The organism is Streptomyces flavusporus, from assembly GCF_046267975.1.
Lineage (GTDB): Bacteria > Actinomycetota > Actinomycetes > Streptomycetales > Streptomycetaceae > Streptomyces > Streptomyces flavusporus.
This window is the reverse complement of the sequence record NZ_CP176503.1, coordinates 4,133,526-4,147,978: the sequence shown is the minus strand read 5'-3', so window position 1 is coordinate 4,147,978 and position 14,453 is coordinate 4,133,526. Positions and strand designations below refer to the sequence as shown.

Annotated in this window: 13 protein-coding genes; 12 read left to right on the top strand and 1 reads right to left on the bottom strand. The window is 68.3% G+C overall.

Translation table 11 applies throughout. The features are described 5' to 3' along the window. Nucleotides 1-131: 131 nt before the first annotated feature. A complete protein-coding gene (locus ACKTSN_RS19580) occupies nucleotides 132-974 on the bottom strand; it encodes a C40 family peptidase (protein ID WP_409470295.1) in 843 nt (280 codons plus the stop codon). A 713-nt stretch (nucleotides 975-1,687) separates the two neighbouring features. Between ACKTSN_RS19580 and ACKTSN_RS19575 the strand changes: the two genes are divergently transcribed. Genes ACKTSN_RS19575 through nuoL form a run of 12 tightly spaced genes read left to right on the top strand, consistent with a single transcriptional unit; the run spans nucleotide 1,688 to nucleotide 14,453 of the window. Beyond that, the gene (locus ACKTSN_RS19575) at nucleotides 1,688-2,047 is read left to right on the top strand and encodes an NADH-quinone oxidoreductase subunit A (protein ID WP_007383963.1); all 360 of its coding nucleotides are present in this window, start codon (nucleotides 1,688-1,690) and stop codon (nucleotides 2,045-2,047) included. 14 nt (nucleotides 2,048-2,061) lie between these two features. Continuing rightward, nucleotides 2,062-2,616 carry a NuoB/complex I 20 kDa subunit family protein gene (locus tag ACKTSN_RS19570; RefSeq protein WP_094215591.1) on the top strand — a complete coding sequence of 185 codons (555 nt, stop codon included), beginning with the start codon at nucleotides 2,062-2,064 and terminating at the stop codon, nucleotides 2,614-2,616. Then, on the top strand, nucleotides 2,613-3,356 hold the full coding sequence (locus ACKTSN_RS19565; RefSeq protein ID WP_409470294.1) for an NADH-quinone oxidoreductase subunit C: 744 nt from the start codon (nucleotides 2,613-2,615) through the stop codon (nucleotides 3,354-3,356). The genes ACKTSN_RS19570 and ACKTSN_RS19565 overlap by 4 nt, the downstream gene beginning before the upstream one ends. Then, nucleotides 3,353-4,684: an NADH-quinone oxidoreductase subunit D gene (locus tag ACKTSN_RS19560; RefSeq protein WP_129799348.1), complete on the top strand. Its 1,332-nt coding sequence runs from the start codon at nucleotides 3,353-3,355 to the stop codon at nucleotides 4,682-4,684. Before ACKTSN_RS19565 ends, ACKTSN_RS19560 begins: the two co-directional genes overlap by 4 nt. Next, nucleotides 4,681-5,553 (top strand): NADH-quinone oxidoreductase subunit NuoE, encoded by an 873-nt coding sequence (gene nuoE, locus ACKTSN_RS19555; protein ID WP_409470293.1) that lies wholly within the window; start codon nucleotides 4,681-4,683, stop codon nucleotides 5,551-5,553. Before ACKTSN_RS19560 ends, nuoE begins: the two co-directional genes overlap by 4 nt. Then, on the top strand, nucleotides 5,553-6,899 hold the full coding sequence (gene nuoF / locus ACKTSN_RS19550; protein ID WP_409470292.1) for an NADH-quinone oxidoreductase subunit NuoF: 1,347 nt from the start codon (nucleotides 5,553-5,555) through the stop codon (nucleotides 6,897-6,899). Before nuoE ends, nuoF begins: the two co-directional genes overlap by 1 nt. Further along, entirely contained in the window at nucleotides 6,896-9,400 is a 2,505-nt protein-coding gene (locus ACKTSN_RS19545) for an NADH-quinone oxidoreductase subunit G (protein WP_409470291.1), read from the top strand. Before nuoF ends, ACKTSN_RS19545 begins: the two co-directional genes overlap by 4 nt. Next, entirely contained in the window at nucleotides 9,397-10,761 is a 1,365-nt protein-coding gene (nuoH, locus tag ACKTSN_RS19540; protein WP_409470290.1) for an NADH-quinone oxidoreductase subunit NuoH, read from the top strand. Before ACKTSN_RS19545 ends, nuoH begins: the two co-directional genes overlap by 4 nt. After that, the gene (gene nuoI / locus ACKTSN_RS19535) at nucleotides 10,754-11,356 is read left to right on the top strand and encodes an NADH-quinone oxidoreductase subunit NuoI (RefSeq protein WP_409470289.1); all 603 of its coding nucleotides are present in this window, start codon (nucleotides 10,754-10,756) and stop codon (nucleotides 11,354-11,356) included. The genes nuoH and nuoI overlap by 8 nt, the downstream gene beginning before the upstream one ends. Beyond that, nucleotides 11,353-12,195, top strand: coding sequence for an NADH-quinone oxidoreductase subunit J (locus ACKTSN_RS19530; RefSeq protein WP_409470288.1), 843 nt, complete (start codon nucleotides 11,353-11,355; stop codon nucleotides 12,193-12,195). Before nuoI ends, ACKTSN_RS19530 begins: the two co-directional genes overlap by 4 nt. Further along, nucleotides 12,192-12,491, top strand: a complete 300-nt coding sequence (gene nuoK / locus ACKTSN_RS19525; protein ID WP_129799341.1) for an NADH-quinone oxidoreductase subunit NuoK — start codon at nucleotides 12,192-12,194, stop codon at nucleotides 12,489-12,491. Before ACKTSN_RS19530 ends, nuoK begins: the two co-directional genes overlap by 4 nt. Nucleotides 12,492-12,506: 15 nt before the next feature. Beyond that, nucleotides 12,507-14,453: an NADH-quinone oxidoreductase subunit L gene (gene nuoL, locus ACKTSN_RS19520; protein WP_409470287.1), complete on the top strand. Its 1,947-nt coding sequence runs from the start codon at nucleotides 12,507-12,509 to the stop codon at nucleotides 14,451-14,453.

Sequence of the window (14,453 nt, the reverse complement as noted above, 5' to 3'; positions counted from 1 at the left end):
GGCCGGCAATCGACCTTCCGGCCGTTGCCGCCCGTCCCTACCCTCTCGCACTCACGACAGCAGAACAGGCAGACGGAAGGGCCGCTGCCCCCGAGCGGCTGCGGCCCTTCCGTATGTCGATGTGCCCTGCGTCAGAGCACGCGCACCGCGCCCGACGCCGGGTAGCCGGAGAGGTCCTGGATGACGACGCCCTTGGAGGGGTTGGCCGCGTCCAGGTACTGGCCGTTCCCGATGTACACACCCGTGTGGTACGCCGAACCCTTGCCGCCCCAGTACAGGATGTCGCCGACCTGGATGTCGGACAGGGGGATGTCGGTGCCCACCATCGACTGGTCCTGCGACACGCGGGGGAGGTCCACGCCGACCTGCTTGAAGGCGGCCTGGACGAGGCTGGAGCAGTCCCAGGCGTTGGGGCCGGTGGCGCCCATGACGTAGGCGTCGCCCACCTGTGCCTGGAGGAAGGAGATGACCGTCGCCACGCTGCCGCTGGCCGGCGCGGACGCCGTCGTGGACGTGGCGGTTTCGGCGGTCGTGGAGAGGGTGGCCCGCTCGGCGTCGCGTGCGGCACGCTCGGCGGCGGCCTGCCGTGCGGCCTCCGCGGCCTTCTTCCGGGCCTCGGCCTTCTTCTTGGCCTCCGCGAGGTCGGCCTTGGCCTCCTTGGCGGCCTGGGCGGCGGCCGCGTCACGCTCGGCCTGCAGCTCGTAGTTCGCGGCCGCCTGCTGGGTGACGTCCGCGGACTGGGCGACCTGGACGGACAGGTCGGCCGTCAGGGTGGGCAGTTCGAGTGTCTGCGTCACCGGCTCGGCGGCGTTCGCCGAAGCCGACGCACCCGCCACTGCCACGGTGCTGAGGATGCCACCGGCAACTCCGGCCCGCATCGCGAGCGTCGAGGCGCTGCGCGGGCGGGGTTTTCGGTGGCTTCGTATGTGAGCGGTGTGGGACATGGGAACAACCGGTATCAGGGGCTCCTCCATACCTTCAAGAAACGTGTGGTGCGCCACAGTTGTTCAACCGGCACCCCGAAACCCTGGCGTTACTTTCCTTATTGACGCCGTAACGGACATTGCGGACGCGGCCCATCAAGCCTGTGATCATGGGCTTTCTTCGTTTGGTCCGAATTGCTCCCCGCCTACCACTCGTTGGGGTGGTTGGCCAAGCCTCCTTCTTGGGCGCCTCTCATGGATGTGACGGAGGTCACGGAACGGTCACCGCGGCCACGGCGTCTGCCGCACGTGTCCACCCGCGGCGCTCGTGAACGCGTGCACGCGTCCACACTGCGGCGCCCTCCTTCCTCTGAGGTGTGAACGCCGCCCACTATCAGGACGCGACGTCCATCACCAATTTGCATGCAACGGAAGTCTCTTGATATTGAGACGACCCCTCCGAGCTGCGCCGACGAGCAGAAATGTCACGTCTGGTGATCACTTGGACGCTTCATGTGCGAAGATCGCTGCTCATCCGACTTCATGATCCTTCATCAGGTGGTGGAGATCACAAAGCTTGTGGAATACCCCGTGTCGCAGATCACAGAGCGGCGGGCATAAGATGCGAGGCAGTTGGGCTTGTGACCTGCTTCACATGTTCTCGATCTTCGCCGGGACGAGCGGGGGTCGTGGGGCCGGTGAGGCAGGTGTGAAGCCTGATGCAACCGCCAGCAGTCAGTGCCGACTGAGAGGAGCGAGGAGCGGTGAACGCGTATGCGCCCATCCTCGTACTGGGAGCCCTCGGGGCAGGCTTTGCGATCTTCTCCGTGGTCATGGCCACGCTGATCGGTCCGAAGCGGTACAACCGGGCCAAGCTCGAGGCCTATGAGTGCGGTATCGAGCCGACGCCCACGCCGGCCGGTGGCGGGCGCTTCCCCATCAAGTACTACCTGACGGCGATGCTCTTCATCGTCTTCGACATCGAGATCGTCTTCCTCTACCCCTGGGCCGTCACGTTCGACGCCCTGGGGGTGTTCGGGCTCGTGGAGATGCTGCTCTTCGTGCTCACCGTCTTCGTCGCGTACGCGTACGTGTGGCGGCGCGGCGGCCTGGAATGGGACTGAGGGGCCTTTAAGTCATGGGACTCGAAGAAAAGCTGCCGAGCGGTTTCCTGCTGACCACCGTCGAGCAGGCCGCGGGCTGGGTGCGCAAGGCGTCGGTCTTCCCCGCCACGTTCGGCCTCGCCTGCTGTGCCATCGAGATGATGACCACCGGCGCAGGCCGCTACGACCTGGCGCGCTTCGGCATGGAGGTCTTCCGCGGTTCACCCCGGCAGGCGGACCTGATGATCGTCGCCGGCCGGGTCAGCCAGAAGATGGCGCCCGTGCTGCGGCAGGTCTACGACCAGATGCCGAACCCCAAGTGGGTGATCTCCATGGGCGTGTGCGCGTCCTCGGGCGGCATGTTCAACAACTACGCCATCGTCCAGGGCGTCGACCACATCGTCCCGGTCGACATCTATCTCCCCGGCTGCCCGCCCCGGCCGGAGATGCTGTTGGACGCGATCCTCAAGCTCCACCACAAGATCCAGACCTCCAAGCTCGGCGTGAACGCCGAGGAGGCGGCCCGGGAGGCGGAGGAAGCGGCGCTCAAGGCCCTGCCGACGATCGAGATGAAGGGGCTGCTGCGATGAGCGACGCGAACGGCACCAACGGGGTCAACCCCGAGAAGGACCTCGGCGCCTCCAACCTCCCCGGACAGCGCGGCGAGCACGGTGAGGAGATCCGCGTCCAGCGCGGCATGTTCGGCGCCAACAACGGCGGCGACACCTCCGGCTACGGCGGTCTGGTCCGCTCGGTCCGGCTCCCGGGACCGGCGGCCCGCCCATACGGCGGCTGGTTCGACGAGGTCGCCGACGAGCTCGAGGGCGCCCTGGAGGAGCAGGGCCTGCTCCCCGAGAACGCCATCGAGAAGACGGTCGTCGACCGCGGCGAACTCACCTTCCACATCGAACGCGAGCACCTGGTCCGCGTCGCCCGCACTCTGCGCGACGACCCGGCCCTGCGCTTCGAACTGTGCACCGGCGTCAGCGGCGTCCACTACCCGAACGACAAGGGCCGCGAGCTGCACGCCGTCTACCACCTGCGCTCGATCACCCACAACCGGCTGATCCGCCTCGAAGTCAGCGCCCCCGACAGCGATCGGCACATCCCGTCGCTGGTCTCCGTCTATCCGACCAACGACTGGCACGAGCGCGAGACCTACGACTTCTTCGGCATCGTCTTCGACGGTCACCCGGCCCTGACGCGGATCATGATGCCGGACGACTGGCAGGGCCATCCGCAGCGCAAGGACTACCCCCTCGGCGGCATCCCCGTCGAGTACAAGGGCGCCCAGATCCCGGCTCCGGACCAGCGGAGGTCGTACTCGTGAGCACGCACTCAACAGCCGCCGCGTCGGCACGCGAGACCACCGAGGGCACCGTATATACGGTCACCGGTGGCGACTGGGACGAGGTCGTCCAGTCCGCGGCCCGGGCCGACGACGAACGCATCGTCGTCAACATGGGCCCCCAGCACCCGTCCACCCACGGCGTGCTCCGCCTCATCCTGGAGATCGAGGGCGAGACGGTCACCGAGGCCCGCTGCGGCATCGGCTACCTCCACACCGGCATCGAGAAGAACCTCGAGTTCCGCACGTGGACGCAGGGCACCACGTTCGTGACGCGCATGGACTACCTGACGTCCTTCTTCAACGAGACCGGCTACTGCCTCGCCGTCGAGAAACTCCTCGGCATCGAGGACCAGATCCCCGACCGGGCCACGATCATCCGGGTGCTCCTGATGGAGCTGAACAGGCTCTCCTCGCACCTGGTGTGCATCGCGACCGGCGGCATGGAGCTGGGCGCCACCACGATCATGATCTACGGATTCCGTGATCGTGAAATGATTCTCGACATCTACGAGCTCATCACGGGCCTCAGGATGAACCACGCGTACATCCGGCCCGGCGGACTCGCCCAGGACCTGCCGCCCGGTGCGGTGGATCAGATCCGCGAGTTCGTGAAGAAGATGAAGAAGAACCTCCCGGAGTACGACAAGCTCGCCACCGGGAACCCCGTCTTCAAGGCCCGCATGCAGGACATCGGCTATCTCGACCTGGCCGGCTGCATGGCCCTCGGCGCCACCGGACCGATCCTGCGCGCCACCGGCCTGCCGCACGACCTGCGCAAGGCCCAGCCGTACTGCGGCTACGAGACGTACGACTTCGACATCCCGACCGCAGACACCTGTGACGCATACGGCCGCTTCCTGATCCGCCTCGAGGAGATGCGCCAGTCGCTCAGAATCGTCGAGCAGTGCCTGGACCGGCTGCAGCCGGGACCGGTCATGGTCGCCGACAAGAAGATCGCCTGGCCGGCCCAGCTCGCCCTCGGACCGGACGGACTGGGCAACTCCCTCGACCACATCAAGAAGATCATGGGCACCTCCATGGAGGCCCTGATCCACCACTTCAAGCTGGTGACCGAGGGCTTCCGCGTCCCGCCGGGACAGGCGTACACGGCGGTCGAGTCGCCCAAGGGCGAGCTCGGAGTGCACGCCGTGTCCGACGGCGGCACCCGTCCCTACCGGGTCCACTTCCGCGACCCGTCCTTCACCAATCTGCAGGCCATGGCGGCGATGTGCGAGGGCGGCCAGGTCGCCGACGTCATCGTCGCCGTCGCGTCCATCGACCCCGTGATGGGAGGCGTCGACCGGTGACCACCAGTTCCTCGGAGCGGGGCGTCAGCCTGGGCATGCCCGAACTGCCCGCGCCCGACTACCCGGACGACGTTCGAGCCCGGCTCGAGCGGGACGCGCGCGAGATCATCGCCCGCTACCCCGACTCCCGGTCCGCCCTCCTGCCGTTGCTGCACCTGGTGCAGTCGGAGGAGGGCCACGTCACGCGCACCGGAATGAGGTTCTGCGCGGACATGCTGGACCTGACCACGGCGGAGGTCACCGCGGTCGCCACCTTCTACACCATGTACCGGCGCAGGCCCTCCGGTGACTACCAGGTCGGGGTGTGCACCAACACGCTGTGCGCGGTGATGGGCGGTGACGCGATCTTTGAGGCGCTCCAGGAGCACCTGGGCGTCGGCAACGGCGAGACCACCGACGACGGCAAGGTGACCCTGGAACACATCGAGTGCAACGCGGCCTGCGACTTCGCGCCGGTCGTGATGGTCAACTGGGAGTTCTTCGACAACCAGACCGTGGACAGCGCGAAGCGCCTGGTGGACGACCTGCGCGCGGGAGCGCAGGTCGCGCCGACCCGCGGGGCCCCGCTGTGCACGTTCAAGGAGACCGCCCGGATCCTGGCGGGCTTCCCCGACGAGCGGGCCGGGGCCGTCGAGGCGGCCGGCAGCGCGGGACCCGCTTCGCTGGTGGGTCTCCGCCTGGCCAGGGGAGAGACCGCACCCGCGCGTGTGGTCCACCCGCGGGAGGGGGGACCGCACGACGAGCCGCAGGACAGGGCCGTACACGAGCCGTCGCCCGCCGAACACCTCAGCTCGCACGACGCGCCGCAGGACACATCGGCATCCGACCCCGCGCACCCCGCCGGGCCTGTCGCAGAGGAGGGGGAGTGATGACGTTGGCACCCGAGCTCAAGGACCCGAGCCCCGAGAAGCTGCTGGCACCCGTGCTGTCGGCCTTCTGGGACGAGGACAGGTCCTGGACGCTGGACGTATACCGAAGGCACGAGGGATACGAGGGGCTCCGCAAGGCGCTCGCGATGTCGCCGGACGACCTCATCGCGTACGTCAAGGACTCCGGGCTGCGCGGCCGCGGCGGCGCGGGATTCCCGACGGGAATGAAATGGCAGTTCATTCCCCAGGGTGATGGAAAACCGCACTATCTAGTTGTCAACGCCGACGAATCGGAGCCCGGAACCTGCAAGGACATTCCGCTCCTCTTCGCGAACCCGCACAGCCTCATCGAGGGCATGATCATTGCGTGTTATGCCATCAGGTCGTCGCATGCCTTCATCTATCTACGTGGTGAAGTCGTCCCCGTATTGCGGCGGTTGCACTCAGCTGTCGCTGAGGCCTACGCGGCCGGCTACCTCGGCAAGAACATCCTGGGCAGCGGACTCGACCTCGACATCACCGTGCACGCGGGCGCGGGCGCGTACATCTGCGGTGAGGAGACCGCACTGCTCGACTCGCTCGAAGGCCGCCGTGGTCAACCGCGGCTCCGTCCCCCCTTCCCTGCTGTCGCGGGCCTCTATGCGTGCCCGACTGTGGTGAACAACGTCGAGTCGATCGCGTCGGTTCCCGCCATCCTGAAAAACGGCAAGGAATGGTTCAGGTCAATGGGCAGCGAGAAGTCCCCGGGCTTCACGCTCTACTCGCTCAGCGGCCACGTCGCGAGCCCCGGCCAGTACGAGGCCCCGCTCGGCATCACACTGCGCCAGCTCCTCGAGATGAGCGGCGGGATGCGACCCGGCCACCGTCTGAAGTTCTGGACGCCGGGCGGCTCCTCGACACCGATGTTCACCGACGAGCATCTCGATGTCCCTCTTGACTACGAAGGAGTGGGCGCCGCGGGTTCCATGCTCGGCACGAAAGCCCTGCAGTGCTTCGACGAGACGACCTGCGTCGTGCGCGCCGTCACCCGCTGGACCGAGTTCTACGCCCACGAGTCCTGCGGCAAGTGCACACCCTGCCGCGAAGGCACGTACTGGCTCGTGCAGTTGCTGCACGACATCGAGGCCGGCAAGGGCGTGATGAGTGATCTCGACAAGCTGAACGACATCGCCGACAACATCAACGGCAAGTCCTTCTGTGCCCTCGGCGACGGTGCCGCCTCGCCGATCTTCTCCTCGCTGAAGTACTTCCGCGAGGAGTACGAGCAGCACATCACGGGCCGCGGCTGCCCCTTCGACCCGGCCAAGTCGACGGCCTGGGCCGACCGCACGGAGGTGAACGCATGACTGTGACCACCAGCGCTGCCTCAGGTGGGGGAGAAGCGGCGGTCCCGCCGGAAGATCTGGTGACGCTGACGATCGACGGCGTCGAGATCAGCGTGCCCAAGGGCACCCTGGTCATCCGGGCTGCCGAGCAACTCGGCATCGAGATCCCCCGGTTCTGCGACCATCCCCTCCTCGACCCGGCCGGCGCCTGCCGCCAGTGCATCGTCGAGGTCGAGGGTCAGCGCAAGCCCATGGCGTCCTGCACCATCACCTGCACCGACGGGATGGTGGTGAAGACCCACCTCACCTCGCCGGTCGCCGAGAAGGCCCAGAAGGGTGTGATGGAGCTGCTGCTCATCAACCACCCGCTGGACTGCCCGGTCTGCGACAAGGGCGGCGAGTGTCCGCTGCAGAACCAGGCCATGTCGCACGGCAACGCCGAGTCCCGCTTCGAGGGCAGGAAGCGGACCTTCGAGAAGCCGGTCCCGATCTCCACGCAGGTGCTGCTCGACCGCGAGCGGTGCGTGCTGTGTGCGCGCTGCACCCGGTTCTCCAACCAGGTCGCCGGCGACCCGATGATCGAGCTGCTCGAGCGCGGCGCGCTCCAGCAGGTCGGGACCGGTGAGGGCGACCCCTTCGAGTCGTACTTCTCCGGGAACACCATCCAGATCTGCCCGGTCGGCGCACTCACCTCGGCGGCGTACCGCTTCCGCTCCCGTCCCTTCGACCTCGTCTCCTCGCCTTCCGTGTGCGAGCACTGCTCCGGCGGCTGCGCGACGCGCACCGACCACCGGCGCGGCAAGGTCATGCGGCGGCTCGCCGCGAACGACCCCGAGGTCAACGAGGAGTGGATCTGCGACAAGGGGCGCTTCGCGTTCCGGTACGCGCAGCTGCGGGACCGGCTGGAGACGCCTCTGGTACGCAACCCCGAGGGCGATCTGGTGCCCGCTTCCTGGCCGGAAGCGCTGCAGATCGCCGCTCAGGGACTCCTCGCCTCGAGCGGGCGCACCGGTGTCCTCACGGGCGGCCGCCTCACCATCGAGGACGCCTACGCCTACAGCAAGTTCGCGCGGGTGGCGCTCGACACCAACGACATCGACTTCCGTGCGCGTCCGCACAGCAGCGAGGAGGCCGACTTCCTCGCCGCGCGGATCGCCGGACGCGGCCGCGACCTCGACGGTACGGGCGTCACGTACACCTCCCTGGAGAAGGCGCCCGCCGTCCTGCTGGCCGGGTTCGAGTCGGAGGAGGAGGCCCCCGGCGTCTTCCTGCGGCTGCGCAAGGCCTGGCGCAAGCACGGACAGAAGGTGTTCTCGCTGGCCACGCACACCACGCGGGGTCTGGAGAAGGCCGGCGGCACGCTGCTGCCGGCGGCTCCGGGCACCGAGACCGAGTGGCTGGACGCGCTCGCGAGCGGGGTCGGCCTGGAGGAGGACGGCGCCAGGGCCGCTCAGGCGCTGCGCACCGAGGGTGCGGTGATCGTCGTCGGCGAGCGGCTGGCCGGGGTCGCCGGTGGTCTCACCGCCGCCGCACGGGCCGCCTCCGCGACCGGCGCGCAGCTGGTGTGGATCCCGCGTCGCGCAGGAGAGCGGGGCGCCATCGAAGCGGGCGCGCTGCCGTCGCTGCTGCCGGGCGGACGTCCGGCCACCGACCCACGCGCGCGTGAGGAGGTCGCCGCCGCCTGGGGTGTCGCCGACCTCCCGCACCGCTACGGCCGTGACACCGGCCGGATCATCCAGGCCGCCGCAAACGGCGACCTGCAGGCATTGCTGGTCGCGGGCGTGGAGGTCGCCGACCTGCCCGACCCGGCACGCGCGCGTGAGGCCCTCGCCGAAGTCGGCTTCGTGGTGTCGCTCGAACTGCGGCCCAGCGAGGTCACGGAACTCGCGGACGTGGTCCTCCCGGTCGCCGCGGTCGCCGAGAAGGCGGGCGCCTTCCTCAACTGGGAGGGCCGGGTCCGCTTCTTCGAGGCCGCGCTCAAGCCCGACCAGATGAGCCGCCGACTGGCACCCACCGACGCACGCGTGCTGCAGATGCTGGCCGACGCCATGGACGTACACCTGGGTCTGCCGGATCTACGGACCGCGCGCGCGGAGCTGGACCGGCTGGGGGTCTGGGACGGACCGCGGGCCACCGAACCCCTCGAGACGGCGGGCGTGCTGCCGCGTCCGGCGGCCGGGGAAGCCGTACTGGCCGGGCACCGGCTGCTGCTCGACGGGGGTGTGCTCCAGGAGGGCGACGAGGCGCTCGCCGGGACCCGGCACGCGGCACGCGCGCGTGTGTCGCCCGCCACGGCCGCCGAGGCGGGCGTCAAGGACGGCGACGCGCTCGCCGTGACCGGCCCCGCCGGCACCGTCGAACTCCCGCTGCAGATCACCGAGATGCCCGACCGCGTGGTCTGGCTCCCGCTGAACTCGGTCGGCGGCGGCGTCGCCTCCGACACCGGGGCGCTGCCCGGCTCCCTCGTCCGCATCGGCCCGGCGACCCTCGCCGGCGAGGCCCCCAAGGAGGTGGAGGCATGAGCCCGTACCTCGCCGCTGAAGACCTCTCGATGTTCGGCCGCGACCCGTGGTGGCTGATCGCCGTCAAGGCGGTCTTCTGCTTCGCCTTCCTGATGGTGACCGTGCTGTTCTCCATCGTCTGGGAGCGCAAGGTCGTCGCCTGGATGCAGCTGCGCATCGGCCCCAACCGGCACGGCCCCTGGGGCATGCTCCAGTCGCTCGCCGACGGCATCAAGCTGATGCTCAAGGAAGACGTCATCGTCAAACGCGCGGACAAGGTCGTCTACGTTCTCGCGCCGATCGTCGCGGCCATCCCGGCCTTCATGGCGATCGCGGTGATCCCCTTCGGCCCGGCCGGCAACGAGATCTCGATCTTCGGCCAGCGCACCACGATGCAGCTCACCGACCTGCCGATCGCGATGCTCTACATCCTCGCGGTCGCCTCGGTGGGCATCTACGGCATCGTGCTGGCGGGTTGGAGCTCCGGATCCACCTATCCGCTGCTCGGCGGTCTGCGCTCCTGCGCGCAGATGATCTCCTACGAGATCGCCATGGGCGCCGCGTTCGCCTCCGTCTTCCTCTACTCGGGGTCGATGTCGACATCGGCGATCGTCGAGGCGCAGGCGGACCGCTGGTACATCATCCTGCTGCCGGTCTCGTTCCTGATCTACATCGTGACCATGGTCGGCGAGACCAACCGCGCCCCGTTCGACATGCCGGAGTCCGAGGGCGACCTGGTCGGCGGTTTCAACACCGAGTACTCGTCGATCAAGTTCGCGATGTTCATGCTCGCCGAGTACGTGAACATGGTGACGGTCTCGGCCGTGTCTGTGACGCTCTTCCTGGGCGGCTGGCGGGCACCCTGGCCGGTCTCCACCTTCTGGGAGGGCGCGAACCACGGCTGGTGGCCGATGCTCTGGTTCGTCCTCAAGGTGCAGCTGCTGCTGTTCTTCTTCATCTGGCTGCGCGGCACGCTCCCCCGCGTCCGCTACGACCAGCTGATGAAGCTCGGCTGGAAGGTCCTCATCCCGGTCTCCGTGGTCTGGCTGATGCTCGTCGCGACCGTGCGGACCCTGCGCAACGAGAACTACGACTTCGCCGACATCGCCCTCTACGTCGGCGGCGGAGTCCTCGCCCTGCTCCTGCTCTCCTTCGTCGCGGACTTCTTCCACGAGCGCGGCAAACCCGCGCCCGAACCGCCCGCCCAGGCCGCCGGCTTCGACCCGATGGCGGGCGGATTCCCCGTACCGCCGCTGCCCGGACAGGAGTTGCCGCCGGTTCCGCGACGCAGGTCGCGGCGTGAGCAGGAGCTGATTGTCAGTGGTGGGTCTGATACTCAGAGTGACGGATCTCTGGATGGAAAGGAGGCGTCCGATGGCTGAGGAGCCCAAGGAGACCAAGCCCGGTTTCCTGAACCCCGTGGCCGGCTTCGGCGTGACCTTCAAGGCCATGTTCAAGAAGCGGCTGACCGAGCAGTACCCGGAGCAGCAGAAGACCACCGCCCCCCGGTTCCACGGACGGCACCAGCTCAACCGCCATCCGGACGGCCTGGAGAAGTGCGTCGGCTGCGAGCTGTGCGCCTGGGCCTGCCCCGCCGACGCCATCTATGTGGAGGGCGCGGACAACACCGACGAGGAGCGCTACTCGCCAGGCGAGCGATACGGGCGCGTCTACCAGATCAACTACGCCCGCTGCATCCTGTGCGGCCTGTGCATCGAGGCATGCCCCACGCGCGCGCTCACGATGACGAACGATTTCGAGCTGGCCGACTCCACCCGCGCCAACCTCATCTACACCAAGGAGCAGTTGCTCGCCGGCCTCGAAGAGGGCATGGTCGACACGCCCCACGCGATCTACCCGGGGATGGACGAGCAGGACTACTACCGGGGCCTGGTCACCGAGGCCGCGCCCGGCACGGTCCAGCAAGTCGCCGTCTCCAAGGGCGAGAAGCCTTCCGACGAGGAGGCGGACGCATGAGCGCGCAGCTCGCCGCCTACACCACCTCCACCGGAGAGGCCGTCCAGTTCTGGATCCTCGGCACCGTCGCGGTGATCGGCGCCCTGTGCACCGTCTTCATGAAGAGGGCCGTGCACAGCGCGCTCTGCCTGGCCGGCACCATGATCGTCCTGGCGGTGTTCTACCTCGCAAACGGCGCCTACTTCCTGGGCATCGTGCAGATCGTCGTCTATACCGGCGCGATCATGATGCTGTTCCTGTTCGTGGTGATGCTCGTCGGTGTCACCGCGGCGGACTCCCTGAAGGAGACCATCAAGGGCCAGCGCTGGCTGGCCCTGCTGTGCGGTCTCGGCTTCGGCATCCTGCTGGTCGGTGGCATCGGCAACGCCTCCCTGAAGGAGTTCAACGGCCTCGGCCAGGCGAACGCGGGCGGCAACGTGGAGGGCCTGGCCGCCCTCATCTTCACCAAGTACGTCTTCGCCTTCGAACTCACCGGCGTCCTGCTGATCACGGCCGCCGTCGGTGCCATGGTGCTCACCCACCGCGAGCGCACCGAGCGCGCCAAGACTCAACGTGAGATGGCCGAGCAGCGCGTGCGCGAGGGGAAGTGCGTACCGCCGCTGCCGGCGCCCGGTGTGTACGCCCGGCACAACGCCGTGGACATCGCGGGGCTGCTGCCCGACGGCACCCCGTCCGATCTGACCGTCAGCAAGACGCTGCGCGAACGGGGCCAGATCAGGGACGTGTCGACCGAGGCGATCAACGACCTGCGGGCGCTGGAACAGCGCGCGGAGGAACGCCTGGAACGGAACGCGATCGAGCCGCCGCCGTTCAAGCGGACCGAGGAGGCGTCGAAGTGAACCCCGTCTACTACCTCTATCTCGCCGCCCTGCTGTTCACGATCGGCGCGACCGGCGTGCTGATCCGGCGCAACGCGATCGTGCTGTTCATGTGCATCGAGCTGATGCTCAACGCCTGCAACCTCGCGTTCGTCGCCTTCTCCCGGATGCACGGCAATCTCGACGGCCAGATCATCGCCTTCTTCACGATGGTCGTCGCCGCCGCCGAGGTCGTGGTCGGGCTCGCGATCATCGTGTCGCTGTTCCGTGCCCGTCACTCGGCCTCGGTCGACGACGCCAGCCTGATGAAGCTGTAAGGGGTCGGAAGAATCGTGGAGAACCTGATTGCGCTGCTGATCGCGGCGCCCCTGTTCGGAGCGGCCGTCCTGCTGTGCGGTGGCCGACGGCTCGATGCCGTCGGCCACTGGATCGGCACGGCGCTCGCTGCCGTCTCCTTCGTCCTCGGTGTCGTCCTCTTCGCCGACCTGCTGGGCAAGGACGCCGAGCACCGGACGCTCACGCAGCACCTGTTCAGCTGGATCCCGGTCGAGGGCTTCCAGGCCGACGTGGCCTTCCAGCTCGACCAGCTGTCGATGACGTTCGTACTGCTGATCACCGGCGTCGGCTCACTGATCCACCTCTACTCGGTCGGGTACATGGAGCACGACGAGCGGCGCCGCCGCTTCTTCGGCTACCTGAACCTGTTTCTGGCGGCGATGCTGCTGCTCGTCCTCGCCGACAACTACCTGCTGCTGTACGTCGGCTGGGAGGGCGTCGGACTCGCCTCCTACCTGCTGATCGGCTTCTGGCAGCACAAGCCCAGCGCCGCGACCGCCGCGAAGAAGGCCTTCCTGGTCAACCGCGTCGGCGACATGGGCCTGTCGATCGCGATCATGATCATGTTCACCACCTTCGGCACCTTCGCCTTCGGGCCGGTGCTCGACGGCGTGGGGGACACCTCCGAGGGCACGCTCACCGCCATCGGCCTGATGCTGCTGCTCGCCGCCTGCGGCAAGTCCGCCCAGGTACCGCTCCAGTCCTGGCTCGGGGACGCGATGGAGGGCCCGACCCCGGTCTCGGCCCTCATCCACGCCGCGACGATGGTGACGGCGGGCGTGTACCTGATCGTCCGTTCCGGAGCGATCTTCAACGCCGCGCCCGACGCCCAGCTCGTGGTCACCATCGTGGGCGCGGTCACGCTCCTCTTCGGTGCGATCGTCGGTTGCGCGAAGGACGACATCAAGAAGGCGCTGGCCGGCTCGACCATGTCGCAGATCGGCTACATGATCCTCGCCGCGGGCCTCGGCCCCATCGGCTACATCTTCGCGATCATGCACCTGGTGACGCACGGCTTCTTCAAGGCCGGGCTGTTCCTCGGCGCCGGATCGGTGATGCACGGCATGAACGACGAGGTCGACATGCGCAAGTACGGCGGCCTGCGCAAGTACATGCCGATCACCTTCGTCACCTTCGGCCTCGGCTACCTCGCGATCATCGGCTTCCCGGGTCTGTCCGGCTTCTTCTCCAAGGACAAGATCATCGAGGCGGCGTTCGCCAAGGGCGGCACCGAGGGCTGGATCCTCGGCGGATGCGCCCTGCTGGGCGCGGCCATCACGGCGTACTACATGACGCGCGTGATGCTGCTGACGTTCTTCGGCGAGGAGCGCTGGCGGCACGCCCCGACACCGTCCCCGGCCGAGCCCAGCGTGGAGCCCGCCGCAGAGACGCGGGGCGAGCACGCGGAGCCGCATCCGCACGAGTCGCCCAAGGTCATGACGATCCCGATGATCCTGCTGGCCGTCGGGTCGGTCTTCGGCGGCGCGTTCTTCAGCATCGGTGACCGCTTCGTGCACTGGCTGGAGCCGGTCACCGGCCATGAGCACGGGCACCCGCCGGTCAGCGCCCTCACGGTCACGCTGTCCACGGTGGCCGTGATGGTGATCGGCGTCGGCATCGCGTACGCGCAGTACGGCCGCCGCCCGGTCCCGGTCGTCGCCCCGCGCGGGTCGCTGCTCACCCGGGCCGCCCGGCGCGACCTGCTCCAGGACGACTTCAACCACGTCGTCCTGGTCCGCGGCGGCGAGCACCTCACGCGCTCCCTGGTGTACGTCGACCACACCCTGGTCGACGGAGTCGTCAACGGCACGGCCGCCTCGGTCGGCGGCCTGTCCGGACGGATGCGCCGACTGCAGAACGGCTACGCGCGCAGTTACGCGGTCTCGATGTTCGGCGGCGCGGCGCTCATCGTCGCCGCGACCCTGCTGATGAGGGCGGTCTGA

Excerpts from the sequence above, each read along its gene's own strand:
- ACKTSN_RS19580 (WP_409470295.1), bottom strand. The coding sequence starts at position 974 with ATGGAGGAGCCCCTGATACCGGTTGTTCCCATGTCCCACACCGCTCAC.
- ACKTSN_RS19570 (WP_094215591.1), top strand. The coding sequence starts at position 2,062 with ATGGGACTCGAAGAAAAGCTGCCGAGCGGTTTCCTGCTGACCACCGTC.
- ACKTSN_RS19565 (WP_409470294.1), top strand. The coding sequence starts at position 2,613 with ATGAGCGACGCGAACGGCACCAACGGGGTCAACCCCGAGAAGGACCTC.
- nuoF (WP_409470292.1), top strand. The coding sequence starts at position 5,553 with ATGACGTTGGCACCCGAGCTCAAGGACCCGAGCCCCGAGAAGCTGCTG.
- ACKTSN_RS19545 (WP_409470291.1), top strand. The coding sequence starts at position 6,896 with ATGACTGTGACCACCAGCGCTGCCTCAGGTGGGGGAGAAGCGGCGGTC.
- nuoH (WP_409470290.1), top strand. The coding sequence starts at position 9,397 with ATGAGCCCGTACCTCGCCGCTGAAGACCTCTCGATGTTCGGCCGCGAC.
- nuoI (WP_409470289.1), top strand. The coding sequence starts at position 10,754 with ATGGCTGAGGAGCCCAAGGAGACCAAGCCCGGTTTCCTGAACCCCGTG.
- ACKTSN_RS19530 (WP_409470288.1), top strand. The coding sequence starts at position 11,353 with ATGAGCGCGCAGCTCGCCGCCTACACCACCTCCACCGGAGAGGCCGTC.